At 68.8% G+C, this 25,147-nt stretch carries 20 protein-coding genes and 1 pseudogene; 10 read left to right on the plus strand and 11 right to left on the minus strand.

The features are described 5' to 3' along the window. Window positions 1–1,050: 1,050 nt before the first annotated feature. Entirely contained in the window at window positions 1,051–1,977 is a 927-nt protein-coding gene (locus VIM26_RS10270; RefSeq protein ID WP_331950782.1) for a calcium-binding protein, read from the plus strand. Window positions 1,978–2,160: 183 nt separating this feature from the next. On the opposite strand, the gene VIM26_RS10275 is transcribed toward VIM26_RS10270, so the two are convergent. Next, window positions 2,161–3,003 carry a PhzF family phenazine biosynthesis protein gene (locus tag VIM26_RS10275; RefSeq protein ID WP_331950784.1) on the minus strand — a complete coding sequence of 281 codons (843 nt, stop codon included), beginning with the start codon at window positions 3,001–3,003 and terminating at the stop codon, window positions 2,161–2,163. A gap of 324 nt (window positions 3,004–3,327) precedes the next feature. On the opposite strand from VIM26_RS10275, the gene VIM26_RS10280 reads away from it, so the two are divergent. Next, window positions 3,328–6,129 carry a helix-turn-helix transcriptional regulator gene (locus VIM26_RS10280; RefSeq protein ID WP_331950786.1) on the plus strand — a complete coding sequence of 934 codons (2,802 nt, stop codon included), beginning with the start codon at window positions 3,328–3,330 and terminating at the stop codon, window positions 6,127–6,129. Here VIM26_RS10280 and VIM26_RS10285 read toward each other — a convergent pair. Both VIM26_RS10285 and VIM26_RS10290 read right to left on the minus strand, forming a co-directional pair. Beyond that, a complete protein-coding gene (locus VIM26_RS10285) occupies window positions 6,123–6,839 on the minus strand; it encodes an SDR family oxidoreductase (RefSeq protein ID WP_331950788.1) in 717 nt (238 codons plus the stop codon). The two genes, VIM26_RS10280 and VIM26_RS10285, sit on opposite strands and share 7 nt — an antisense overlap. Before the next feature lie 102 nt (window positions 6,840–6,941). Continuing rightward, complete coding sequence (locus tag VIM26_RS10290; protein WP_331950790.1) at window positions 6,942–7,364, minus strand: VOC family protein; 423 nt, start codon at window positions 7,362–7,364, stop codon at window positions 6,942–6,944. A gap of 269 nt (window positions 7,365–7,633) precedes the next feature. Between VIM26_RS10290 and VIM26_RS10295 the strand changes: the two genes are divergently transcribed. The 3 genes from VIM26_RS10295 (at window position 7,634) to VIM26_RS10305 (ending at window position 11,462) form a co-directional block, all read left to right on the plus strand. Beyond that, on the plus strand, window positions 7,634–8,290 hold the full coding sequence (locus VIM26_RS10295) for a muconolactone Delta-isomerase family protein (protein WP_331950792.1): 657 nt from the start codon (window positions 7,634–7,636) through the stop codon (window positions 8,288–8,290). 55 nt (window positions 8,291–8,345) lie between these two features. Continuing rightward, window positions 8,346–9,104, plus strand: coding sequence for an alpha/beta hydrolase (locus VIM26_RS10300; protein ID WP_331950794.1), 759 nt, complete (start codon window positions 8,346–8,348; stop codon window positions 9,102–9,104). Window positions 9,105–9,284: 180 nt separating this feature from the next. Then, a complete protein-coding gene (locus VIM26_RS10305) occupies window positions 9,285–11,462 on the plus strand; it encodes a malate synthase G (protein ID WP_331950796.1) in 2,178 nt (725 codons plus the stop codon). Between the two features lie 19 nt (window positions 11,463–11,481). On the opposite strand, the pseudogene VIM26_RS10310 reads toward VIM26_RS10305, so the two are convergent. After that, a pseudogene (locus VIM26_RS10310) lies at window positions 11,482–11,955 on the minus strand (ROK family protein); the annotation flags it as partial. Between the two features lie 318 nt (window positions 11,956–12,273). Here VIM26_RS10310 and VIM26_RS10315 point away from each other — a divergent pair. The 5 genes from VIM26_RS10315 to VIM26_RS10335 all read left to right on the plus strand — a co-directional run bounded on the left by VIM26_RS10315 (window position 12,274) and on the right by VIM26_RS10335 (window position 17,443). Then, on the plus strand, window positions 12,274–12,441 hold the full coding sequence (locus VIM26_RS10315; protein WP_331950798.1) for a hypothetical protein: 168 nt from the start codon (window positions 12,274–12,276) through the stop codon (window positions 12,439–12,441). A 539-nt stretch (window positions 12,442–12,980) separates the two neighbouring features. After that, window positions 12,981–14,762: a DEAD/DEAH box helicase gene (locus VIM26_RS10320; RefSeq protein WP_331950800.1), complete on the plus strand. Its 1,782-nt coding sequence runs from the start codon at window positions 12,981–12,983 to the stop codon at window positions 14,760–14,762. Beyond that, entirely contained in the window at window positions 14,759–16,714 is a 1,956-nt protein-coding gene (locus VIM26_RS10325; RefSeq protein WP_331950802.1) for a hypothetical protein, read from the plus strand. Before VIM26_RS10320 ends, VIM26_RS10325 begins: the two co-directional genes overlap by 4 nt. 70 nt (window positions 16,715–16,784) lie before the next feature. Then, window positions 16,785–17,048, plus strand: a complete 264-nt coding sequence (locus VIM26_RS10330; protein ID WP_331950804.1) for a type II toxin-antitoxin system prevent-host-death family antitoxin — start codon at window positions 16,785–16,787, stop codon at window positions 17,046–17,048. A 2-nt stretch (window positions 17,049–17,050) separates the two neighbouring features. Next, window positions 17,051–17,443 carry a type II toxin-antitoxin system VapC family toxin gene (locus tag VIM26_RS10335; protein WP_331950806.1) on the plus strand — a complete coding sequence of 131 codons (393 nt, stop codon included), beginning with the start codon at window positions 17,051–17,053 and terminating at the stop codon, window positions 17,441–17,443. Window positions 17,444–17,564: 121 nt separating this feature from the next. Here the strand turns inward: VIM26_RS10335 and VIM26_RS10340 are convergent, their stop codons facing one another. The 7 genes from VIM26_RS10340 to VIM26_RS10370 all read right to left on the minus strand — a co-directional run bounded on the left by VIM26_RS10340 (window position 17,565) and on the right by VIM26_RS10370 (window position 25,126). Then, window positions 17,565–18,098 carry a maleylpyruvate isomerase family mycothiol-dependent enzyme gene (locus tag VIM26_RS10340; protein WP_331950808.1) on the minus strand — a complete coding sequence of 178 codons (534 nt, stop codon included), beginning with the start codon at window positions 18,096–18,098 and terminating at the stop codon, window positions 17,565–17,567. After that, window positions 18,095–18,916 carry a metalloregulator ArsR/SmtB family transcription factor gene (locus VIM26_RS10345; RefSeq protein WP_331950810.1) on the minus strand — a complete coding sequence of 274 codons (822 nt, stop codon included), beginning with the start codon at window positions 18,914–18,916 and terminating at the stop codon, window positions 18,095–18,097. The genes VIM26_RS10340 and VIM26_RS10345 overlap by 4 nt, the downstream gene beginning before the upstream one ends. Before the next feature lie 131 nt (window positions 18,917–19,047). Further along, complete coding sequence (locus VIM26_RS10350; RefSeq protein ID WP_331950833.1) at window positions 19,048–19,839, minus strand: CoA ester lyase; 792 nt, start codon at window positions 19,837–19,839, stop codon at window positions 19,048–19,050. Between the two features lie 11 nt (window positions 19,840–19,850). Next, window positions 19,851–20,327 (minus strand): MaoC family dehydratase, encoded by a 477-nt coding sequence (locus VIM26_RS10355; protein ID WP_331950812.1) that lies wholly within the window; start codon window positions 20,325–20,327, stop codon window positions 19,851–19,853. Between the two features lie 10 nt (window positions 20,328–20,337). Further along, entirely contained in the window at window positions 20,338–21,498 is a 1,161-nt protein-coding gene (locus VIM26_RS10360; protein ID WP_331950814.1) for an acyl-CoA dehydrogenase family protein, read from the minus strand. Continuing rightward, the gene (locus VIM26_RS10365; protein WP_331950816.1) at window positions 21,495–23,513 is read right to left on the minus strand and encodes a biotin carboxylase N-terminal domain-containing protein; all 2,019 of its coding nucleotides are present in this window, start codon (window positions 23,511–23,513) and stop codon (window positions 21,495–21,497) included. Before VIM26_RS10365 ends, VIM26_RS10360 begins: the two co-directional genes overlap by 4 nt. A gap of 5 nt (window positions 23,514–23,518) precedes the next feature. After that, window positions 23,519–25,126 (minus strand): carboxyl transferase domain-containing protein, encoded by a 1,608-nt coding sequence (locus VIM26_RS10370; RefSeq protein ID WP_331950835.1) that lies wholly within the window; start codon window positions 25,124–25,126, stop codon window positions 23,519–23,521. Window positions 25,127–25,147 lie beyond the last annotated feature (21 nt).

Consider the following 25,147-nt stretch of genomic DNA (forward strand, 5'->3'; position numbering starts at 1 on the left):
TACGACCACGTGTCGGAGTTGGATGGTGTCGACGACACCTGGGCGTCGTCGACGCCGGCGCGCTCGCGGGTTCGTTGTCTCTGGAAGGGGCGGAAGTCGTGAAGCTACGCCGGTCCGAAGTCTTCCGTGCCATCGCCGTCCTTGGAGTTTCCGCAGCATTGACCGGCTGCGCTTCTCGCTCCTTGCCAACCCAATCCGGCGACGTCGGGACCGTGCACTCAGGGACCTTCCATACCGCTGACGCGTCTGCCCTACTATCAGACTCCGAATGGACTGTTTCGGCAGGACCGTCAACTCCTCCGCCCTCAATCATCTCAGCGGACAAAGCACTGTCCGCCGCCGAGGCAGAGGTTTACGGCGGATTTCTGAAGGCGCACAGTGGATCAGCAATCGCATCTCTCGTCTACGTCACGAACAGCACCGGAGTTACCGATGTTGGGGAAATAGTCGTCGACCGACTCGTCTGGGTGGTCCAAATCATCGGTGTTCCCATTGGGCATTCAGTTCCAATGAACCACACGCCAGTCCACACAATCTCCACGGTGCAGTGGGTGATTGACGCGAGCACCGGGGCCTACATCGAGGCGCGCGACTTCGGCTAACTCAGCGCTACCCGCCACAAGCAAGACGCGATGTCGCTCACGCACGACCGGGGTCGACCAACGCCCGCGCGGTTGCGCGGCGCCGCCGCGTTTACGGCGAGCGGCGCACAAGAGGCGTCAAGGCGTGGGTGGGCCGGAAACTCCCCTCACCAGGTCTCCCGGCCGCCGTTTGAGCAGTCAGCTGGATGACCGGTCAGGTGCAGAGACCGCGAGTCCCGAGGTCGGTCGGATGACAGCGGGCTCACCGCGACCCGACGTCGGCTTTCAGAGGGGCGCGGGGACATCGTCCCTATTGCGCTGGGCCGTCCAGGTGGTTGCATGACCCATTTTGGTGAATGCAACCGCATGGGTCTACCGGTCGCGCGCCCGCATCCCAATGATGACCGTGACTGAGCGCCGGCCACCCGCCGGCGAACGCCCCGACGGAGCTCACCTCCTGGAGTCCTACATGAAACTCAGAACCGTCATTGCCCTCGGAACGGCGTCCATCGCGTTCTTCGTGTTCGGCCAGCCACTGGCGGCGATGGCAGGGACGACGGCTCCCACCTGCTTCGGCCACACCGCGACGATCGTGGGCACGTCCCACCACGACGTCATCCACGGCTCGTCCCACGCCGACGTGATCGTCACCTTCGGCGGCGGCGACACCGTGTACGGAGGTGGCGGCAACGACCTCATCTGCACCGGCGGCGGCAACGACACCGTCTTCGGCGGCGCCGGCGCCGACCTCATCAGCACCGGCGGCGGCGCCGACCATGTGGCTGGTCAGGACGGCAACGACACTCTCCTGGGCGGCTTGGGCAACGACGTCATCTCAGGCGGGGGCGGCAATGACACCGAGACCGGCGGCGACGGCGCGGATGTCCTGTCCGGCGGCGTCGGCAACGACACCGAAGCAGGTCAGGGCGGCACGGACACCGTCAACGGTGACGGCGGCGACGACCACCTCTCCGGCGGCGACGGCGCGGACAACCTGTCCGGGGGCGTGGGCGACGACGTCATCTCAGGTGGGGGCGGCAATGACACCGAGACCGGCGGCGACGGCGCGGATGTCCTCTCCGGCGGCGTCGGCAACGACACCGAAGCAGGTCAGGGCGGCACGGATACCATCAACGGTGACAGCGGCGACGACCACCTTGCCGGCGGCGATGGGGTCGACCACGTGAATGGTGGGGACGGCAACGACGTCGTCGACGGCGGATCCGGTGACGACGATGTGGTCGACGGCGGTTCCGGCGCAGACGAGTGCCACGACGGCGGCACCCCGAGCACCTGCGCCGACGACGACGGCGGCGACCAGGGCGACACGGGCGGCGGCGACACCGGCGGTGGCGACACCGGCGGCGGAGACACCGGCGGCGGCGACACCCCATAGCGGGCAGCTCCACGGACGAACCGACAGGCCCGCACGGCCACCGGCTGCGCGGGCTTTTCGGCGCCCGGCTCCCGTGCGCGCGTCACGCCCGCACTCCGCAGCCGCGCGGCGCCAACCGAATGCGCCCCTGACCGAAAACGGCCCCGACGGTGTCCCTTCACCGCCCACCCGCGGCTGCCACGCTCAGACCAGCGCCGTGCCTTGGAACAGGGTCGTGGTCGCTCCGCTGACCCACACGGTGCCGTCGTCGTCGACCGTGATCGTGATGTCCCCTGCGCGGCCGAGCTTGGCACCCTGCGAGACCCGGTAGCTGCCGGCGACCTGGCCGGTTCGGGTCAACCACTGACCCACCGCGGCGTTCATCGAACCGCATACGGGGTCTTCGGCAATGCCCAGGCCAGGGGCGAAGGTGCGCATCTCGAAAGCGTGCTCCGAGCCTTCCGGGTACGCGCCGATCGCACCCACCATCGCCTCCGGGATCTTCGAAAAGTCCGGGGTTAGGTCGAGCACCTGTTGCGCGGTGGCCAGTCGGAGCACGGCCCAGCCCGGACCGTTGTCGACCCACTGGTGATCGAGCACCTGGTCAGGGCCGATGCCGAACGCTTCCACGACCTGGCTCAGGAATTCTGCCTCGAGGTCCCCGTCGCGGCGCGTGGCCGGTGCAGCGAACGACAGGATGTCCTTGTCGCGGCGTACCTCGATCAGCCCAGCGGCGCACTCCTGCACGATCAGCGATCCACCGTGCGGACGCCCGCCGTTCTCGATCCAGGCGTGCGCTGTGCCGCGTGTCGGGTGCCCAGCGAACGGCAGCTCACCGCCGGGCGCGAAGATGCGCACTCGGTAATCGGCCTCCGCACGGGTCGGCGGGAGCACGAACGTCGTCTCCGAGAGGTTCGTCCACTGCGCCACTTCCTGCATCGCGGCGTCGTCCAGGCCCTCTCCGTCGAGGATCACCGCGACCGGATTGCCCCGGTAGGGCAGCGGGGAAAACACGTCGACCTGAGCGAACGGGCGGTAGCGAGCCATCGGAAGCCTTTTTCAAAGCCGAGAAATACCTGACGGGCGCGATGGTATCGCGGCTATCGAGCACTATTTTGTTCGCACAGTGCCGCTAAAGGCCGAACCGACCGTGATCCCCAGCACCTCGGCCGTTCCGTTATCATGAAGAGGTTCGGCATCACTGCGGTGGCGCTCGCCCCTGCGATCCGGCTTCCTAGCCGCTATCGATCCGCACCGCGCATTGGAGGCATGTCGTGACGAGAGACATTCGACGCGTAACTTGCGCAGGTGCTCAGATTCCGTGCCACGCCGGTTCGTGGTGCGCCCTGCAGCTTTCTCCGGAGTGGGCGCGTGCGGCGCCGTCCTGATGGCGCCACGGCGCTGCCCGGCAGGCGCAGCGAGTGCGGGATCCTCGACGATCTGATCGCGGGCGCACGGGCGGGACACAGCCAGGTGCTCGTCGTGCGAGGTGAAGCAGGCATCGGCAAGACCGCCTTGCTCGACTACCTGGAAACGAGCGCGGCCGGTTGCCGTGTCGCCCGATTGGCGGGCGTCGAGGCCGAGATGGAGTTCGCCTACGCCGGACTGCATCAGTTCTGCGCTCCATTCCTGGATCGGCTCGACCGGCTGCCCACTCCGCAACGCAAGGCGCTCAGCACCGCCTTCGGACTGACCGATGGTGAACCACCGGACCGATTCCTGGTCGGGCTCGCGGTGCTGGACCTGCTGGCGGACCGGGCCGAGCAGCAACCGCTGATCTGCCTCATCGACGACGCACAGTGGCTCGACGACGTCTCAGCCAAGACGGTCGCGTTCGTTGCCCGGCGACTGTTGGCCGAGCGGATCGTGCTTGTCGTGGCGATGCGGGAACCCAGCGATGCACGCGACTTCACCGGCGTGCCCGACTTCGCCGGCCTGCCCGAGCTCACGATCAGCGGTCTGGACGAGACGGACGCCGGCCGGCTGCTGGACTCCGTGGTCAAGGGCCCCCTGGATTCCCGTGTCCGCAACCGGATCGTCGCAGAGACCCGCGGCAACCCGCTTGCGCTGCTTGAGCTGCCGCGTGCATGGACGACGGCGGAGCTCGCCGACGGGTTCGAGCAATCGGACCTGGTCCCGTTGTCCAGTCGCATCGAGCAGGGCTTCCTTCGGCGGCTGTCGTCGCTACCGGAGGACACTCAACGCCTGCTCGTTGCTGCGTCTGCGGAACCGCTCGGCGACGCAACGCTTCTGTGGCGGGCCGCCGCTGTGTTGGGGCTGGGTCCAAACGCCGCGGACGCGGCCCAAGCGGCGGGATTGATCCAGTTCGGCGCGCGGGTTCGCTTCCGGCATCCGATGGTGCGCGCGGCTGCCTACCGGTCCGCATCCACCGAGGCGCGACAGGAGGTACACCGGGCCCTCGCAGAGGCGACCGACGCCGACGTCGACCCCGACCGGCGCGCGTGGCACCGCGCGCACGCAACGCAATCGCCCGACGAGGAGATCGCCGCCGAGCTCGAGCGGTCGGCCGGGCGAGCGCAGTCTCGCGGTGGCTTGCTGGCTGCCGCAGCGCTTCTCGAACGAGCGGCGCGACTGACGCCCGAACCTGCTCGGCGAGCTGAACGCGAGCTCTCCTCAGCCGCCCGCAAACGCGGTGGTGGCGCGCTGGACGCTGCCCTCGCGCTCGTGGCCTCGGTCGAGTCCGGCCCCGCCGACGAGTTGAGAAGCGCCAAGGTGAAGCAGCTGCGCGGGCAGATCGCGCTCGATCAGCGCCGAGCTGTCGACGCCGTGCGAATGCTGGTCGGTGCCGCTCGGCAGCTGGAGCCGCTCGATTGCGACTTGGCGCGGGAGACATACCTGGAAGCGCTCGGTGCTGCGATCTTCTCCAGCGCGGTGGACGACGCAGCGAGCGTTGTTGCGCTGGCGGCGCGAGCGGCTGCCCCGGCCGATGGGGATCCTCGGATCACCGACCTGATTCTCGACGCTCTGGCCGAGCGGCTGGTGGATGGCCACGCCGCGGCTGTGCCGTCCCTCGCCCGAGCCCTCACGAAAGTGCGGAGCATCGACTACCGCGCGGACGACGTGGGCAGGCAGTTCGGCCACGTCGGCAATCCGTTCACTGGATACGTCGCCACCGAGCTGTGGGACTTCGACGCAGCACGCACGGTGGCCGAGCTGCAGGTCCAGCGAGCTCGCGACGCCGGCGCGCTCGTCCAGCTGCAATTCGCGACGAACGAGCTCGCGGTCAACGACATGCTGGCCGGGCGGTTGACCGATGCTGCCGCGCTGGTCGAGGAAGACCGAATGGTCTCCGACATGACCGGCAATCCACCCGTCGGCTACGCCGCGATGCTCCTTGCTGCGTTACGCGGCACCGACGCGGCGTCGCGGCTGATCGCCGCGGCCCGAGACCAGACGCTGGCATTGGGTGAGGGGCGCATTGCGAACTTTGCAGGCTACGCCATTGCCCTGTTGAACAACGGTCTCGCGCAGCATGACCTCGCACTGCAGGCCGCGCGCGAGGTCTTCGAGCGCGATGTCGTGTCCGGCTACCAGATGATGGTCGTCTCCGAGCTCGCTGAGGCGGCCTCGCGGACGGGCGACACCGATCTGGTGGCGGCCGCGCTGCAACGGATGTCGGGTCGCGCTCGTGCCACCTCCACCGAGTGGGCCTTGGGGATCGAAGCCCGGCTGCGGGCTCTGCTGGATGGCCAGGACGCGGACGCGTCGTACCGCGAGTCGATCCAGCACCTGGACCGCGCCGGCCTTCGGATGGAGCTGGCACGGGGTCACCTCCTGTACGGCGAGTGGCTGCGACGCAAAGGCCAGCGCACCACCGCGCGGGAACACCTGCGCACCGCTCACGAGATGCTGTCCGCGATGGGGATGGTCGCGTTCGCCGAACGAGCCCGGCGGGAACTCGCCTTCCTGGGTGACAGGGCACCCAGAAGTACTGTCGAGTCCCCGCAGGAGCTGTCCGTTCAGGAGTTCCACATCGCGCGCCTTGCCCGTGACGGCCTGTCCAACGCTGAGATCGGTACCCGACTGTTCCTCAGCCCGCGCACCGTCGAGTGGCATCTCGGCAAGGTCTTCATCAAGCTGGGCGTCAGTTCGCGCAGGCAGCTGCGCAACGCGGTGCCCGGTTTCGCACCCGGTCAGATCGACGGTCAGTGACCGGCGCTCTGGCCGCCGTCGATGTGCAGGATCTCGCCGGTGACGAACGGAGCGTTCTCCAGGTAGAGCACACCGTCGACGATGTCGCTGATGGTGCCCATCCGACCCACCGGGTGCAGCGCGGCCAGGCTGTCGTATGACTCGGACGCGTGCATCGGCGTCTGGATGATGCCGGGCGCGACGGCGTTGACGCGCACGCCCTGCTTGGCGAACTCGATGGCCAACGACTTGGTCGCCGATTGCAGGCCGCCCTTGGTGAGCGAGGCCAGTACCGAGGGCACGTTGCTGTTCGCGTGGTCGACCAAGCTCGTTGTCACCTGCACAACATGGCCGCCTTCGTTCTGGCGCAGCATCTGCGCGATGGCCAGCTGGGTGGTCACGACAAAGCCGGTGAGGTTGACCGCGATCAGGGCCTGGTAGTCCTCGGTCGTGTAGTCGTTGAACAGCTTCGCGATGAAGGCCCCTGCGTTGTTCACGAGTGTGTCGACCCGGCCGAATTCGCGTACGGCGGTGTCGATCACCTGGCGGGCGATGGCCGGATCGGCGATATCGCCGGTGACGGTCGCGACGCCGGCGTCATCGGATGCCGGGATCGACCGGGAGTTCGCGACGACGGCCCAACCCTGCTTGCGGTAGGCCTGCACGAGCGCAGCGCCGATGCCTTGCGATGCGCCGGTGATGACGGCGACCTTTTGGTTGGGGGGTGTCATGATTCTGGGCTCTCCGTTGGTCAGGTGGGCGGTTCGAGCGGGGAAGGCGTCGTCGGCGATGCCACAGCTGGGGCCTGTGCGGCCCCCCGCCGCGTACGTGCGCTAGACCCGGCCGGGCAGCCGCGTGGTGACCTCTTGGACCAGCCACACATTGCCGTCGGGATCGTTGAAGGCGCAGAACGACCCGTAGCTGGTGCGCTCAGGGTCGAGGCCGGGTTGCCGCGCCTCGACGGGGAACGGCGGGCCGTGCCACACGTCACTCACCTCGACGCCACGGCCGACGAGTCCGTCGTGGGCCGCCTCGATGTCCGTGACGGTCAGCGTCGCCTCGGCCGAACCTGGCTCGGCTGTGATGATGCCCAGGCCGAACGCCACCGAGGTCCCTGAACCCGGGGGCGTGAACTGGACGATCCGGAGCCCGTCGAACGGCGCGACGTCTTCGTCGAGTCGCCAACCCAGACGCTCGTAGAAGCCTTTGGCTCGGTCGACGTCGGAAACCGGGATGACGTGGACTTCAAGGTTCATGGTGCTCTCTCGACTGGTCGTTGTGCTGGCGGGACTGCCTGCTTCGGGTTCGTTACCCACCGTGGTGCTGGGAGTAGCCGGGCGCGCCCGGGGAATGCCCGGGTCGGTGCCCGGGTCCGCCGCCGTCGGGTACCGGTCGCGGCGCAGGGCGGGCGAACCAGGCATCGACCGGGGTATTCACCGGGTCCGCGGCGCGCAACGAAACGGGAGCATCAACTCCCGAGGCCGACCCCCGTCGGCACGCAGCTGAACGCAGGAGGAGCCTGGCCATGGAGTATCTGGTCACGATGACGACGACGGTTCCGGACGGAACCACGGACGAGGTGGTCCAGGAGATCCGTGGCCGCGAGGCCGCCCGCTCTCGCGAGCTCGCCACGCAGGGCCACTTGCTACGCCTCTGGCGACCTCCGCTCCAGCCGGGCGAATGGCGCACGATCGGGCTGTTCACCGCCGCCGACGAGATGGAGCTCGACGACGTCCTCGCCTCGATGCCCTTGCGAATCTGGCGCAACGATCAGGTGGTCGGGCTCGCGATCCATCCGAACGACCCGCCGCGGTCCGCAATTTCGAGTGCTGCGGAGTTCCTGACGGGTTTCACGGTGACGATTCCCGACGATGCAGAGGTAACGGAGGTGGACCGCATCAAGGCTGGCGAAGCCGATCGGACGCGCGAACTTGCTGAGCAGGGACACCTCGTCCGCCTGTGGATGCTGCCACCCACGCCGGGCCACTGGCACGCGCTGGGTCTATGGCGCGCCGAGGACGGCGAGCAACTGGCAGCGATGCTCCGATCGCTCCCCATGGACAGGTGGATGACCACCGAGACAACCCACCTCACCGAGCATCCCAACGACCCGGGTCGCCCCGGCATGGACCAGGGGCCGGCCCGGGCGCGGTCAGGCCGCTCGGCGGCCGACGCTAGGTAATCGGACGGCGTCGGCTCGCCGTCGCCTCGCCACCGATCCAGACAGGAGAAACGTCATGCCACGCATCACCGTCGGCACCGAGAACAGTGCGGCAATCGAGATCCACTACGAGGACCACGGGTCCGGGCAACCGGTCGTGCTGATTCACGGCTACCCGCTCAACGGCGCGTCGTGGGAGAAGCAGGAGTTGGCGCTGCTGCAGGCCGGCTACCGCGCCATCTCCTACGACCGTCGCGGATTCGGCAAGTCCAGCCAGCCGACCATCGGCTACGACTACGACACCTTCGCCGCTGATCTGAACGCGCTGCTCGATCACCTCGATCTGAGCGATGTCGTGCTGGTCGGCTTCTCGATGGGCACCGGCGAGGTGACCCGCTACCTGAGCACCTACGGCTCGACCCGTGTCGTGAAGGCGGTGCTGATGGGGGCGATCCCGCCGTTCCTGCTGAAGACCGGCGACAACCCCGAAGGTGTGGACGGGGCGGTCTTCGACGACCTCGGCGGTACCCGCGTCAGCGAGCAGGCGTGGCAGAACAGCTTCACTGTCGCCATCGGCGCCTCGGCCTACGCCGCATGGGCCTGCATCGACACCTGGCTCACCGACTTCCGCGATGACCTGCCGAAGATCGACGTTCCCACACTGCTGATCCACGGCGACGCGGACCGGAGCCTGCCGTACGTCGCAACCGCGGCGCGGCTACCTGGTCTGATCAAGGACCTCGAGGTCGTCACCGTGGAAGGTGGACCGCACAACATCGCCTGGACCCACCCTGACGAGGTGAACAGTGCGCTTCTCGGCTTTCTCGCCACGTAGGCGCCATCGTGTTCAGTTCGGCAGCGACGATGACTCCTTCCGCGCGCGATGGACGCTCGCCGCGCTGAACGGGGTCGTCGTGTTCGAATGTGCCTCGAGGGTTCGGGTGCTCCAGATGCTCCATCATGGGTCGACGCCCGCCATCGAGGACGACGCCGTCCGACCCAGCGAAAGGTTGTCATGACAGATCGTGTGCGCGCGGGAAGTCTCGAGGTCGCTCGAGAACTGTACGAGTTCATCGTCGAGGAGGCGCTCCCCGGATCAGGGATTGACGCGGACTCGTTCTGGGCGACGGCAGAGTCGGTGATCGACGATCTCGCGCCGCGAAACCTTGCATTCCTCGAACGCCGGGAGCAGTTGCAGAGCGAGATCGACGCGTACCACCGCACCGCGGGCGACGCTGCCTGGGATCAGGCGGGGTACGAGGCCTTCCTTCGCGGCATCGGCTATCTCGTCGATGAACCGGCCGACTTCTCGGTGACCACCACCGGACTCGACGCCGAGGTTTCCACATTGGCCGCGCCCCAGCTTGTCGTTCCCGTTCTCAACGCGAGATTCGCCATCAATGCGGCCAATGCGCGATGGGGGTCGCTCTACGACGCGCTGTACGGCACCGATGTCATCGCTCGCGAGGGTGACCTGGAACCGGGGTCGGGATACAACGAGGCACGAGGATCCGCGGTCATCGCGTACGGCCGAAGCTTCCTCGACGAGCACTTCGGGCTGGTCGAGGGTTCGCACGCCTCGGCGACCACGTATGCCGTGGATCCAGCAGGCTTGATGGTCGTCATGGAGGGTGAGCCCGGATCCGTGCAGCGCCTCGCCCAGGCGGACCAGCTCATCGGCTATCGCGGGAATCCCGAATCGCCGGACGCGGTCGTGCTGAGGCATCACGGCCTGCATGTGGAGATCCACATCGACCGGTCGGGCTCCATCGGGTCGGGGGACCGCGCCGGGGTGCAGGACATCGTCCTCGAGTCGGCCGCCAGCACCATCATGGACCTCGAGGACTCGGTCGCTGCGGTCGATGCCGCCGACAAGGTTGTCGGATATCGCAATTGGCTCGGGCTGATGAAGGGGACGCTGTCAGCACCCGTCTCCAAGGGTGGTACGAGCTTCACCCGCACCTTGAACCCGGATCATACGTGCCTCGACGTGAGCGGATCCACGCGAACGCTCCACGGTCGGTCGCTTCTTTTTGTGCGCCATGTCGGTCACCTCATGACGACCGATGCGATTCTCGACCGTCACGGCAACGAGGTGCCAGAGGGAATCCTTGATGCCTTGGTGACGGCAGTCGCCGGCGCGCACGACATTCGCGGAGCGACCGCGCTGCGCAACTCGCGAACCGGATCCATGTATGTCGTCAAGCCCAAGATGCACGGTCCCGAGGAGGTCGCCTTCGCGTGCGAGATCTTCGGACGCGTGGAGGACGGGCTCGGTCTGGAGCCGCTGACGATCAAGATCGGCATCATGGACGAGGAGCGTCGCACGTCGGCGAATCTCAAGGCCTGCGTCCATGCTGCCCGAGATCGCGTGGCGTTCATCAACACCGGATTCCTCGACCGGACCGGGGACGAGATCCACACCTCGATGTACGCCGGACCTATGGTCCGCAAGGCGGACATGCGGAGCGAGGCGTGGATCAACGCCTACGAGGCATCCAACGTCGACATCGGGCTGGCCTGCGGTCTCGGCGGCCGGGCCCAGATCGGCAAGGGGATGTGGGCCGCGCCCGACAGCATGTCCCAGATGATGGTCAAGAAGGTCGAACACCCGCAGTCGGGCGCCAGTTGCGCCTGGGTGCCGTCCCCTACGGCTGCAACGCTCCACGCGACCCACTACCACCAGGTGGATGTGCGCGAGCGCCAGCGAGAGCTGGGCACGCGAGAGCGGACCTCACGCTCGGACCTCCTGACCATCCCCGTCGGGACTGCCGACGACTGGTCCGACTCGCAGCGGCAGGCAGAGATCGACAACAATCTCCAGAGCCTCCTGGGCTATGTCGTCCGATGGATCGACGCTGGAGTGGGCTGCTCCAAGGTGCCCGACCTGTCGGGGGAGCCGCTCATGGAGGATCGGGCGACGTGTCGCATCTCGTCCCAGCACGTTGCCAACTGGCTCGAGCACGGGATCGTCTCGACCGACCAGGTCGAGGAGTCGTTGCGTCGGATGGCGGCCGTCGTCGACGAGCAGAACGCCGGCGATCCGGACTATCGGCCCATGTCGCCGGCATTCACGGGCCAGGCCTTCCTTGCCGCCCGTGAGCTCGTGCTCGAGGGTGCTCACCAACCGAGCGGGTACACCGAGCCGATCCTCCATCGCCGTCGCCAGGCGCAGAAGGCGGCCGCGCTCTGACCAGCCAGAAGCGCTGACGCTAGGTCCAGAGCCCTGGACTCAGGTCGGCCCAGTCGGCGAGGGCAGACTCGCTGGCGATGTGATCCAGGCCGACGGCGGCGGCGCCGCGCGGGGCGCCGTCGTCGCCGTATGCGGCATCGAGGACGGGTGGGGGCAGGGCCCGGCGAAATCTCATCAGGCCGCGGCGAAACGCGGCGTCGAACTCGTCGCGTGCGCCGGCGCGTAGTGGTACCGCGAGCCCTCCGAGGGTGATGACCTCGGGGTCATGGGCGTTGGCGAGCCCGGCGATTCCGGCAGCGAGCGCGGTGGCGACGGTCGCGATCGCGTGCACGGCCCGCGGCTCGACCGACGCACGCTCGAGGACCTGGTGGGCATAGCGGCGCGGGTCCGCCGGCGGGGTCTCGCCGAGGTGGCGGGCGAGGGCCCGGCCGTCCACCTCGAGGTCCCAGCAGCCCCACGCGCCGCAGGGGCACTGCGCGGCGGGGTCGCCGAAGGGGACGTGCCCGTACTCACCACCGGCGCCGCCCGCGCCGGTGAGCGGATGTCCGTCAAGGAGCTGGCGATGTTCCTGGAACCCGACATATCACAATGAAAGTTGCTGAACTCGGGTCACGCCCAGCCCCGCGGCGCAGCATGGTCGATCTCCCCGCCCCGGTGAGGGGGCCGAACCTGTCCGACGAGCTCGTCGCCATGAGGCAGGCCGAGAGGTACTAGTCGCGGCCTTCTACCTCGACACCTCGGCCGGTGTCCTGCGATCTCGCGAGGACCGGAGTCGTTGCGCGCAGTTCGCCGCGCCGCCCCTGACCGTGCCGTGCAAGCACGCGCCGTGCTCGACTCGATCACCCTCCTCGAGGTCACCACCGCGACCTTCGAAGCAGCCGGCCGCCTCGATCCGACGGTGCTGCGCACTCTCGACGCGATCCACCTTGCGGCGGCCATCAGCCTGACCGGGCATCGACCTGCGTTTGCGCAGGTCTGAACCTCGTGCGGCTGTACCAGGCGGCGTCCGGAACTCCATGTAGCCACGGTCCGCAGCCCACGACAACGCTGCGTGGAGACCGGGTCTGCCGCTAGTGACCCGACCTGGAAAGGGGGAACCTTGAACACGCCGGGCGAACGTTTCCGCGGAACGTGCGATCTCAGGATTTGAGACCGAATCAGTCATGTGTCGGGATTTCGTCCGAGGCGCCCGTCGGGCCCGTGCCGCCCGCCTGCCAAGGCTGGTCAGAGGTCGAGTACAGCGTGCAGGGCGGCCTCGACGTCCTGCGCATCGCTCGAACCGCGATGGCTTGTGGGTAGACGGTGCAATCATCTCGGGCATGGGAGCTGCCGAGGAGAACATCACTGCCCACCTGCCGGCGCGGGCTTGGGTGACGATCGCCGCCGAGGTCGACAACGCGGTCTCTCTCGCGGTCGCGAACGACAATGAGGAGGTCGTGCGGATCGGCTCACGGATCCGTCAAGCAGGCTGGGACCAGGCACAGCGGAGACCTCGAAGCGCGGCTAGCATGGGCGCCCATGTCTGCTGATTCTGCTACCGCTCACGTACCGTCAGCTGTCGATGATGACGACGGCGCCGATCAGATCGAGACGACTCCCTTCGCTTCGCTGACGGCACGCCTGGGCCTGCGGCCACCGGTCGATTCGGCCACCTCGCGTCTCGTCGATGAGGCGTTGGACGTGTGGAGTCGTCCCGGATTCGACACCTTGGTGTCGTTGGGTCGGGTTCACTTCGAGCCTTTCGAGCATCAGCTCGCTACCGTCCGGACGGTCTTGCGGCGGATGCGTGGGCGGGCGATCTTGGCCGACGAGGTGGGTTTGGGCAAGACCATCGAGGCGGCACTGGTGCTGTCGGAGCTGCGCGCTCGTGGACTGGCGCGCCGGGCGCTGATCGTGACGCCGGCCGGGCTGGTGGGGCAGTGGCAGGAGGAGCTCGACCGCAAGTTCGCCCTTCCTTCGCACGTGGTTACCGGCAGTTCGAGCGGCGATGTGGAAACCGGTGGCGTGAACGGCATCGGGGCCGGAGGCGATCATCCGGTGGTTCTCGCCTCGCTCGCTGCTGCGCGGCGCGACCCGTTGCGGTCGGTTCTGGTGGGCCGGGACTGGGACGTGGTGATCGTGGACGAGGCCCATCGGGTGCGCAATCCGCGCAGCGCCTCGGGCCGGCTGGCTCGCGAGCTTCGCAGCCGGCAACTGTTGCTGCTCACGGCGACACCGGTGGAGAACAAGTTGGACGATCTTTTCCAGCTGGTCAGCCTGGTTGCGCCCGGCTTGCTCGGCACCGCCGCCGAGTTTCGTCGGACCCACGGCTCCGGCGCAGCGGGGGCCGGCGCTGGGGCCGTCCGCAACGTCGAGCAGTTGCAGGCGCGTACCCGCGAGGTGATGGTCCGTCACCGGCGCAGCGAAGTGGCCCTGATCTTGCCGCAGCGGCTGGCCGAGACGGTCAAGGTTCATCTGCCCGAGCCTGAACGCCTGCTGTACAGGGATGTCGCGGAGCGGATCCGCCGCGAGGGGCGCGACGCTGTGCCGTCCCGGTTGATGGGGCTGCGGTCGCTGGCCCGGATGGCCGGTTCCAGCCCGGCGGCGCTGGCCCCGGCGCTGGCGCGGGCCGGCTGGGACGATCTGGCCATCCGGGCCGACTCGATTCAACGTTCCCGCAAGGAAGAGGTGCTGATCGAGCGGGTCAAGGGGCACCTGGAGCGTCAGGAGAAGGTGATCGTCTTCACCGCCTTCACCCCGACGCTGGAAAGATTGGCATCGGCCCTCGAGGCAGCCGGGGTCGAGGTCGCCCGCTACCACGGGGGTCTGTCCCGGGCGGCCAAGGACTCCGCCGTCCAGCGGTTCGAGGGTGACGTCCCGGTCCTGGTCAGCACGGAGGCCGCGGGGGAGGGCCGGAACCTGCAGTTCTGCCATGTGATGGTGAACATGGATCTGCCCTGGAACCCGATGCAGATCGAACAACGGATCGGGCGGTTGCACCGGATCGGCCAGCGGCACGACGTCCTGGTCACGAACATCGTGGGGGTCGGGACGATCGAGGAGCGGATGCTGGAGGTGCTCGAGTCGAAGATCAACCTGTTCGAACTGGTGGTCGGTGAGCTGGACATGATTCTCGGCCGGGTGGAGGAGGACTTCGACTTCGAATCCGGGATCTTCGGGGCCTATGTTCAAGCCGACGACGATCAGCAGTTCGAGCTTCGCTTGGGCGAGATCGGCGACAGTCTGGCTCGGGCTCGCAAGCAGTACGGCGAGGTGCGGGAGTCGCTCGATGCTCTGGTCGGTCAGGACGACGCCGAATGAGCGGCGTTGATCAGACAGATCCCGGGCTACGGTTCTGGCTGTCGTACGTCGAACACCGTGGTGGCTTGGTCGAGCCGGTGAACGGTGGCGCCCTGGCCGTTCTGCCCGACGAGTTGCAGGTGCGGCTGGGGCTGCCGGAGACGGTGAGCGTCACCGGTGATCCGGAGGTGGCTCGGGAGGACGGCGCCCTGCTGCTGGCGGCGGGTCACCCGGTTCTCGACCTCTCCGCCGAGCAGGTGCTCGGCGTCGGCGACGTGGGCCAGCACGCGCTGGTCTGGCCGAAGCTCGAACTGCCGACGGCCGAGGATCTGCTCGAGCAGGCCCGCGACACCTTCTCGGTGGATCACGGCCGGATCGACCTGGCTGCGCCCCCGATTCGCAGCTACCTGCCGGTGATCCGGGCCGGGGCGATGATCCAGTACACCGTCGCCGGCGACGAAGCGTTTCAGGAACGGCTCGAGTGCTGGTTGGACGCCGAAACCCGGCGTGAACTGCCTGACTCTCACCGCAAGGCGCTGCAGGCGGCGCTGCCGTGTGCACCCGACCCCACCCAGCAGGTGCCCTTCGATCTCGGGCCGGCCGTCGAGGCCGCAAACGGATTGCTGTCGCGCCGGGCAGGGGGCCGGTTGGAGACCCTGGACGGTGAGAGTCGGCACGCGCGCAATGCCGAGCTCGACCGTGCCCGGGCCTACTACCGTGAAGTGCTGGAAGGGATTGAGCGCCGCCGTCCCAACACCGCCCCGGAGCGGGTCGCTGCGCTCGATGCCCGGGCCGAGGCGACCGAGGCAGAGCGGGCCCGCCGGTTGGCCGAGATCCAGGAGAGGCACCGGGCACGGGTGAACCTCACGCCCTACCGGTTGCATCTGATCCTGGTGCCTGCGGTCGTCCTTCCGGTGGACTTTCTGCGGGGCTCGCGTCGGTACCCTCAGCGGCTGCTTTGGGTATGGCCGGCCGGACAGTTTCGTCCGTTGCCCTGCCCGTCGTGCGGCGCCGACCAACCGCTCGTTGCGGGCAAGAGCGGGCTGGGTTGCCAGGCGTGCATGAAGTCAGTGACAGCACCGACGCGTGGTCCGAAGGCTCAGGCCGGCCCCGCCTCCGTTGTCTCGGCTGTCGACTCGATCAAGGCCGATTCTCCCGGCAAGCCGAAGCTTGCAGTCAAGCAGGTCAAGCAGGTCAAGCCGGTGCCTGCGGTTAAGCCCGTGGCGCGACCGGCCCTCGCCGAAACTCGTCCGAGTGTCTCCCGGCTACGAGCAATCGGTAACGAACTGTTCCTCGCGTTCTGGCAGGCAGCGGCGAACGGCGACCCACTCCTGGTCAAGAAGCTCCTCCCGGACTCGCCGGCCAGCACCGCCGAGCGCCTTTTCGGCGTGCGGGGTCTGAAGTGCAGCGTGGGTATTTCGCCCGAGAGCACGCTGGAGTCGGTGTCCGGCGGGACCCGGGATCCGGGACCTGGCAGCCGGTTCGTTACTGAGGGCATGGTGCGGACTCGGGAACAGAAGGCGCACTTCCCAGCGGCGCTGACCTGGCGCCTGGTGAAGGGGAAGCCGATGATCGACGAGATCCTTCCGCGCGCGGCCTTCGATCCGGGGTCGCTGCTCCACCGCTCGTACTTCGGGCCCGGGGCGGTGGTCCTGGACCGCCTCCCGTTGCGGCACGCTGCTTTGGATGCCGTTGCTGCGCGGCTCATCGACGTCGTCCTGCCTGTCGAGGGGCTGCCGCTGCTGACTCGCTGCCTGACCGCCTGGTGGCGGCTCGGTTTGGCACCCGCCGCGATCGGGTACCCGCCACGGGTTACTGCCGCCGCACTGTTGCGCCTGGTGTCGTGGCGCTCGGGGGACAGGGTCTCAACGGCGGATTGCGCGGCGCGCCTGCAGGTTTCGGTGGCGCAGATCAAAGACGTCGAGTCGGATCTCAAGGCCAGATTGCGGCTGAGCGCTGACGTTCGCTGGTAGCCCCGAAAGCTCAGCGGATCGCGCGGGTGCCGATCCCCTCAGTCGAGCCCGATGTACTACAATGAAGCACATGACCGAGGTGGGGATTCGAGCCCTGAAACAGAATGCTTCCGCCGTCGTCGCCCGTGCGGCGGCGGGGGAGACTGTCACGATTACCGACAGAGGGCGACCGGTGGCCCAGCTGGCTGCGATCCCGTCGTCACGACTTCAGCAGCTGCTGGACTCGGGTCACGCTCGAGCCCCGCGGCTCAGCATGGTCGATCTCCCTGCACCGGTGAGCGGGCCGAGTCTGTCCGACGAGCTCGTCGCCATGAGGCTGGCCGAGAGGTACTAGTCGTGGCCTTCTACCTCGACACCTCGGCGCTCGTGAAACTCGTCGTCGCCGAGGCCGAGACACCGGCTTTGCGCGCGTGGCTGGCCGCCGCGGAACGCGTCCCGGTGTCCTGCGATCTCGCGAGGACGGAGTTGTTGCGCGCAGTTCGCCGCGCCGCCCCGGACCGTGCCGTGCAGGCACGCGCAGTGCTCGACTCGATCACCCTCCTGGAGGTCACAACCGCGACCTTCGAAGCAGCCGGCCGCCTCGATCCGACGGTCCTTCGCAGCCTCGACGCGATCCACCTTGCGGCGGCCATCAGCCTCGGTGACGATCTCGACGGGCTAGTCACCTACGACGAACGCCTGGCCCAGGCAGCTCAGCTCAATGGAATCCCGGTCACCTCTCCTCCATGACCCGACCTGGAAAGAGGGAACCCGAAGAGACGGGCGGACGTTTCCGCGGGAACGTTTGATCTCAGGATTTGTGACTGACTCGGTGATGTGACGCACACGTCGGTGCGCCTCACCAGCCGCACTACTCGCTGATCGGGCTCCGACGTCCGAGGAACCCGGCGAGTCGGTCGCTGGGCGTCGCTGTGGCGGGAACGTCGACGGCGGCGGCGAAGTTCGAGCCGCGCGCGTCCTCGCTGAGCAGCGAGGACGCGAGTGCCCACACGTCGTTGGCCAGGTCCGCCGGGGTCTGATGACTCCTGTCCCGCGCGACCCCGAGGTCCCAGCCGTGCATGGTGAACTCGATGGCCCCTGCTCGGGCCGCAGTCTGGGCGCGTCTTGTCTCACTTGTCGTGGACAGCGTGGCGGCCAGGCGTGTCAGGGATTCGCCGGCGATGGACATCGGATCGGGGTCGTCGGTCCGTGCCGGTTCCGGGAGTGCCGGCTCTCCGGTCTCCACCAGGCCGATGAGCCCGTCGGCGACATCGGCGAGATGGAGAACGACCCTGCCTGCGTCCCACTCACCGCACGGTGTGGGCAGCCGTAGGTCGTCGCTCGTGAGATCGCCGACGACCGTCTCGGCGTACGCCATTGCCCGGCGAAGCAGTTCGAGGCTCATGCGGTCTCGACCTGCGGTACGTCCCAGGGCGCGGTCGGCAGCACGTCGCCGGTCTCCAGCAGGGATTTGAGGTTGGCGAGTACGGCGGGCCACCCGTGCGAGATGCCGTTCAGCATCTCGACATTGGGGAGGTTCTCGTGAGTCACCGTCAACCGGACGATGCCCTCGTGCGGTTCGACGACGAACCTGACCACCGACGGTCCACCGGCCCGCTCTTCGTCGGAGTCCTCGAACGTGATCGTGAGCCGGGTCGGCGGTTCGGCCTCGAGCACGGTTCCCACCACATCGACGGCGCCCGAGCCATCCGCTCGGCGGTGCTCCCAGGGCGAACCGACCTGCCAGTCGGAGACGTTGGCGTGCCCCCAGTAGCGTGCGGTCAGGTCCGCATCGGTCAGGGCCTGCCACACCTGCTCCGCGCTTGCCTGGATGTAGGTCACATAGACGTACGTCGGCACGGCCGTCGCAGCTCCGGTCGTCGTGGTCTCGGTCATTGCATGCTCCTCTGCTTGATGTTTGATGCTGCTCAGGGCAGCCAGCCGGGGTGCGTCGTACGCCGCGATCCAGCGCCCCCCGATCTCGTGGATCGGGGCGGGGTTGAGGTAGTGCAGTCGCTCTCGTCCTCGCCGTACGACGGTGACGAGGTTGGCCTGCACCAGCTGGTCGAGATGCTGCGTCGCCGACTGACGCGCCATCTCGAGGCTGCGGCAGAGCTCGGTGAGCGTCTGACCGTTCTGGTGACGGAGGCGATCGAGAAGCAGGCGACGGGTCGGATCCGCCAGAGCCTTGAAGACCGGGTCGAGGGTGCGTTCCTCCGTCATGAATCCATCATGCAGGTGTTTACCTGCACATACAAGCGGGACGTCGTCAACCGGCGCGTGGTGCCCCCGGGCAGGGGATCCCAGACGACGTGACGTGTCCGGCTACCTCCACCCCTGCGCGCCGTGAGCTCCTATCGAGCCCGACGCAACACCTCTTCGGCGTGCTTCAGGATCGGGCCGTCGATCATCTGGTCGTGCCAGCGAAACACGCCGCGCTGCCCGACGGCTGCCGCCAGCACCGACCGGGCCCAGGCCACGTCGTGGCTGCTCGGGCGGTACGCGGCCCGGATGACGGCCACCTGCGACGGGTGGATGCACGCGCTCGCGCGGAAACCGGACGCGGCGGCGTCGGCGGCCTCCGCGGCGAGCCCGTCGCCGTCGGCGATGTCCAGGTGGACCGCGTCGATGGCGGCCTTGCCGTGGGCGCCGGCCGCGAGGAGCACGGCCGAGCGTGCGTGCCGGGCGACGTCCCGGTACCGGCCGTCGGGGAAGCGGCTCGACGTGCCGCCGAGGGACGCGACGAGGTCGTCGGCCCCCCACAGGAGGGCGACGACGTTCGGTGCCGCCGCGATCTCGTCGACGGCGACGACCCCGGCAGCCGTCTCGACGACCGCGACGACGTCGAACCCGGCGAGGGCGCCGACCTGCGACGCGCTCGCGGTCTTGGCGAGCATGAGCGTGCCGTAGCCGGTCCGTGCCACGGCGGCGAGATCGTCGGCGAACTCGGGGCCGTCGGCGGGGTTCAGCCGCACGATGGTGCGGCCCGGATCGAGCGAGCCGGCGACGAGTGCCCTGCGCGCGGCCGCCTTGGCCGCCGGGGCGACGGCATCCTCGAGGTCGAGGATGACGGCATCGGCCCGTTCGGCGGCCTTCGCGAACCGGTCGGGGCGGTCGGCCGGACAGAACAGCAGGGCCGGGCCCATCGTGAAGGAGGTCACCGGGAGGAGTCCTTGCACCACATCAGGACGGATCGGATCGCCGTGGCGACGACGGTCCCGTCCTGGTTCTTGGCGGTGTGCGCGAACGTCACCACACCCTGGCCGGGACGCGACGACGACAACCGCTTGGTCACCACCAGGGTCTCGGAGTACAAGGTGTCCCCGTGATACAGCGGGTGCGGGAACGTCACCTCGGAGAACCCGAGATTGGCGACGATCGTGCCCTGGGTGAGCTGCGCGACCGAGCTTCCGACCATGGTCGACAGCGTGAACATCGAGTTCACCAGGCGTTGTCCGAACGGCTGACCGGCCGACCACGCCGCGTCCAGGTGCAGGGCCTGCGTGTTCATCGTCATCGTAGTGAACAGCACGTTGTCGGCCTCCGTCACCGTGCGGCCAGGACGGTGCAGGTACCGGGTGTCGAGCTCGAGCTCCTCGTAGTAGAGCCCGCGCTGTTCGATGTCCTTCGTCATGGCCGCGACCTCAGAACCCGAGCTCGCGCGCGATGATCATCAGCTGGACCTCGGTCGTTCCCTCGCCGATCTCGAGGACCTTCGAGTCGCGGTAGTGCCGCGCGACCGGGTTCTCGTTCAGGAAGCCGTAACCGCCGAAGATCTGGGTGGCGTCGCGGGCGTTGTCCATCGCGGCCTCGCTGCCGATCAGCTTGGCGAGGCTCGCCTGCAGCTTGAACGGCTTCCCGGCGACGAGCGTGCGGGCCGCGTCGTAGTAGGCGAGGCGGGCCGCGTGCACCCGGGCCTGCATGCGGGCGATCTTGAAGGCGATGTGCTGATTCTCCCCGAGGCTCCGGCCGAAGACGTGCCGGCTCGTGGCGTACCGGATGGACTCGTCGAGGCAGCCCTGGGCTGCGCCGGTGCACAGGGCCGCGAACGCGACGCGCCCCTCGTCGAGGGTCTGCGCGAAGTTCGCGAAGCCGCGGCCCCGCTCGCCCAGCAGGTTGGACTCGGGGATCCGGACGTCGTCGAACGTGAGCGGGTGCGTGTCCGACGTGTGCCAGCCGACCTTGTCGTAGCTCGGTTCCACAGTGAAGCCCGGGGTGCCGCTCGGCACGAGGAAGGCGCTCAGCTCCTTCTTCACCGACCCGTCCGCGCGGATCGATTCCCCGGTCACGGCGGTCACGGTCACGAGCCGCGTGATCTCGGTGCCCGAGTTGGTGATGAACTGCTTGGTGCCGTTGATGACCCATTCGCCGTCCTCGAGCGAGGCGGTGGTCTTGGTGCCGGCGGCGTCCGATCCGGCGTCCGCCTCGGTCAGGCCGAAGGCGGCGAGCGCCTCGCCCCGGGCGAGCATGGGCATCCACTCGCGCTTCTGGGCCTCGGTGCCGCTGCGCCAGATGGGCATCGCGCCCAGGCCGACGCCGGCCTCCAGCGTGACGCCGATCGACTGATCGACGCGACCGAGCTGCTCGACGGCGAGACACAGGTGGAAGTAGCTCTTGCCCTGGCCCCCGTACTCCTGCGGGAACGGCAGCCCGAACAGACCCATCTCACCCATCTGGGCGATGATCTTGTACGGCAGCTCGCGCCGGGTGTCGTACTCGTAGGCGGCAGGTGCGACGACGTCGTCGGCGAAGTCGCGCACCAGGTCGCTCAGCTGTTGTTCATCGGTCGTGAGCTCGTGGCTCATGTGGGGGGCCCTTCGTGGGGGTGCGGGGTGATGGTGGCCAGAACTTGGTCGAGCTTCACCAGATCGGCCGGTCTGGCGGTGATCGTGACGATGCCGTCGGTCGTCGCGGTGAGCCTGTGCTCCATCTTCATCGCCTCGACGCTCAGCAGGGTCTGACCGGCGGTGACGTGGTCACCGGTCGCGACACTGACCGCCACGACGGTCCCGGGCATGGGGGAGCGGACCTCGGGACTCACCTGCCCGGGCACTCGCGTGATCCGTGCGAGGGCGTCGGCGAGCTGGTCCGCGCGACTGCGGAGCCTGAGCTCGACGGACGCGCCCGCCGCACCGACCCAGGTGGTGTCGCCGTCCGTGGCGATGCGGAACGTGCGCGCGATCCCGTCGAGCTCGAGGCGGGCGGTGTCCCCGTCGAGGCGGGTCAGTCGGGCGGGCACGACGTCGCCGTCGTCGATGGCGACGGTCGCCGCGTCGGGAGCACCCCGGACCGCGACCTGCACGCTCGTGTCCGCGCTGGTCGCGACGCTGTAGCGGGTCGGCTGGTCGATGCCCATCCGCCAGCCGTCGCGCCGCCACGCGCCTTCGCCGACGTCGGCCCGGCCCCACAGCACCGCCGCGGTCACCACCGCCGCATCCGCCGACCGAAACGTGAGCTCGGGCAGGCGACGCTCGAGCAGGCCCGTGTCGAGGTGACCGCCGCGGACCGCCGGGTCGGCGAGGACCTGCCGCAGGAAGTCGAGGTTGGTGTGGACTCCGAGCACGGTCGTGGCCGCCAGGGCGGCGTCGAGCCGGGCCAGCGCCTGGGCACGGTCCTCGCCCCACGCGATCACCTTCGACAGCAGCGGGTCGTAGTCGCCGGTGATCGCCAACCCCGGCTGCAGCGCGCTGTCCACCCGCACGCCCGCGCCGGCCGGCTCGTCGAGCAGCAGCACGCGCCCGGTCGTGGGCAGGAAGCCGCGAGCCGGGTTCTCCGCGTACACCCGGGCCTCGACCGCGTGCCCGGTGACGCGGACGTCGCGCTGCGTGCGGTCCAGCCGCTGGCCCGCCGCGACGCGCAGCTGCCACTCGACGAGGTCGATGCCGGTCACCAGCTCGGTGACCGGGTGCTCGACCTGCAACCGCGTGTTCATCTCCATGAAGAAGAAGTCCGCGGGGGCGTCGTTCGAGACGAGGAACTCGACCGTTCCCGCACCGACGTACCCGACGCTGCGCGCCACCTCGCACGCCAGGTCGCCGATCCGCCGCCGGGCGTCGTCGTCGAGCAGCGGCGACGGGGCCTCCTCGATCACCTTCTGGTGCCGGCGCTGCAGCGAGCACTCGCGCTCGCCCAGGTGGATGACCGAGCCGTGGGCGTCGGCGAGCACCTGCACCTCGATGTGGCGGGGCGAGGCGAGGTACCGCTCGAGGAACAGGGTGTCGTCGGCGAAGGCGGACCTGGCCACCCGGCGTGCGGCGCGCAGGGCGTCGGGGAGGTCGTCGGGGCGCTCCACGACGGTCATCCCTTTCCCGCCGCCGCCGGCCGAGGGCTTGATGAGCAGCGGGAAGCCGACCTGGTCCGCGGCGGCGATGAGCTCCGCATCGGTGCGGCCCGGCTCGGCGTGCCCCGGGATGACCGGCACGTTCGCGCGGCCGACGTGGACCTTCGCGCGGATCTTGTCCCCCATGATGTCCAGCGCCTCGACCCCAGGGCCGACGAAGACGATCCCGGCGGCGGCGCACGCCCGCGCGAGGTCGGCGTTCTCCGCGAGGAAGCCGTAGCCCGGGTGGATCGCCTCGGCGCCGGTCGCCCGAGCGGCCTCGATCACGGCGGCGATGTTCAGATAGCTGGCGGCGGGCGCGGCGGGACCGAGCCGCACGGCGACGTCGGCGAGCGCGACGTGCCGGGCGGCGACGTCCGCGTCGCTGTAGACCGCGACCGACGCGATGCCCAGGTCGCGAAGCGTGCGCAGGACACGACAGGCGATCTCACCCCGGTTGGCGACCAGCACGGTCGAGAACAGCGGTGGAGGCGAGGTCACGGCGCTCACATCCGGAACAGGCCGAAGGCCGGGTCGCCGAGCGGGACGGTGGCGCACACGTCGAGGGCGAGTCCGAGGACCCGGCGGGTGTCGAGGGGGTCGATGATCCCGTCGTCCCACAGCCTCGCCGTCGAGTAGTAGGGGTTCCCCTGCGCCTCGAACTGCTCGCGGATGGGCTGCCGGAAGCCGGCCTCGTCGTCGGCCGACCACTCCTCGCCGCGGTTCTCGAGCTGTTCGCGGCGGATGGTCGCGAGCACCGAGGACGCCTGGGGGCCGCCCATGACCGAGATCCGGCTGGCCGGCCAGGTCCACAGGAACCGCGGTGAGTATGCGCGCCCGCACATCGAGTAGTTGCCCGCCCCGAACGAGCCGCCGACGACGACGGTCAGCTTGGGCACGCGGGTGGTCGCGCAGGCGGTCACCATCTTCGCGCCGTTCTTGGCGATGCCGCCCGCCTCGTAGTCCCTGCCGACCATGAAGCCCGAGATGTTCTGCAGGAACACCAGGGCGATCCCGCGCTGGTCGCACAGCTCGATGAAGTGCGCACCCTTGAGCGCCGACTCGCTGAACAGCACCCCGTTGTTGGCGATGATGCCCACCGGATGCCCGTGCAGCCGGGCGAACCCCGTCACGAGGGTCGTGCCGTACTCCTTCTTGAACTCATGGAACTCGCTGGCGTCGACCAGCCGGGCGATGACCTCGCGCGCGTCGTACGCCGACTGGACGTCGGTCGGGACCGCGCCGTACAGGTCGGACTCGGCGACCGCCGGCTCGCGGCTCGCGACCACGTCCCAGGCGGGTACCCCCGGGCGGGGGAGGGTGTCCACGATGTCCCGGACGATCTGCAGGGCGTGCTCGTCGTTCTCGGCGAGGTGGTCGGTGACTCCGGACGTGCGCGAGTGCAGCTCGCCCCCGCCCAGCTCCTCGGGGGTCACGATCTCCCCGATCGCCGCCTTCACGAGCGGCGGGCCGCCCAGGAAGATCGTGCCCTGGTTCCGGACGATCACGGTCTCGTCGCTCATCGCGGGCACGTAGGCGCCGCCCGCCGTGCACGACCCCATGACGCAGGCGATCTGCGGGATCCGCGCGGCGGACATCCGGGCCTGGTTGAAGAAGATCCGGCCGAAATGGTCGCGGTCGGGGAAGACCTCGTCCTGCAGGGGGAGAAAGGCGCCGCCCGAGTCGACGAGGTAGACGCACGGCAGGTGGTTCTCCAGCGCGATCTCCTGGGCGCGCAGGTGCTTCTTGACCGTCATCGGGTAGTACGTGCCGCCCTTGACCGTCGCGTCGTTGGACAGCACCATCACGTGCCGACCGCCGACGAGCCCGATCCCCGCGATCAACCCGGCGCCGGGTGCGTCGTCGTCGTACAGCCCGTACGCGGCCAGCGGCGCGATCTCGAGGAACGGGCTGCCGTCGTCCAGCAGCACGTCGATCCGGTCGCGCGGGAGCAGCTTGCCTCGCGCGACGTGCCGCTCGCGCGCCGCCGCCGTGCCGCCGAGGGCCGCGACCCGCAGGCGCTCGCGCAGGTCCCGCACGAGGGCCCGCTGGCCCGCCTCGTTGTCGGCGAACGCGGGCGCGCCGCGGTCAGCCATCGTGCGGAGGGTTTCCATCGACACCGCTCTCCGTTGAGC

The sequence above is a fragment of the Pengzhenrongella sp. genome (genome assembly GCF_036565025.1).
Taxonomy (GTDB): domain Bacteria; phylum Actinomycetota; class Actinomycetes; order Actinomycetales; family Cellulomonadaceae; genus Pengzhenrongella.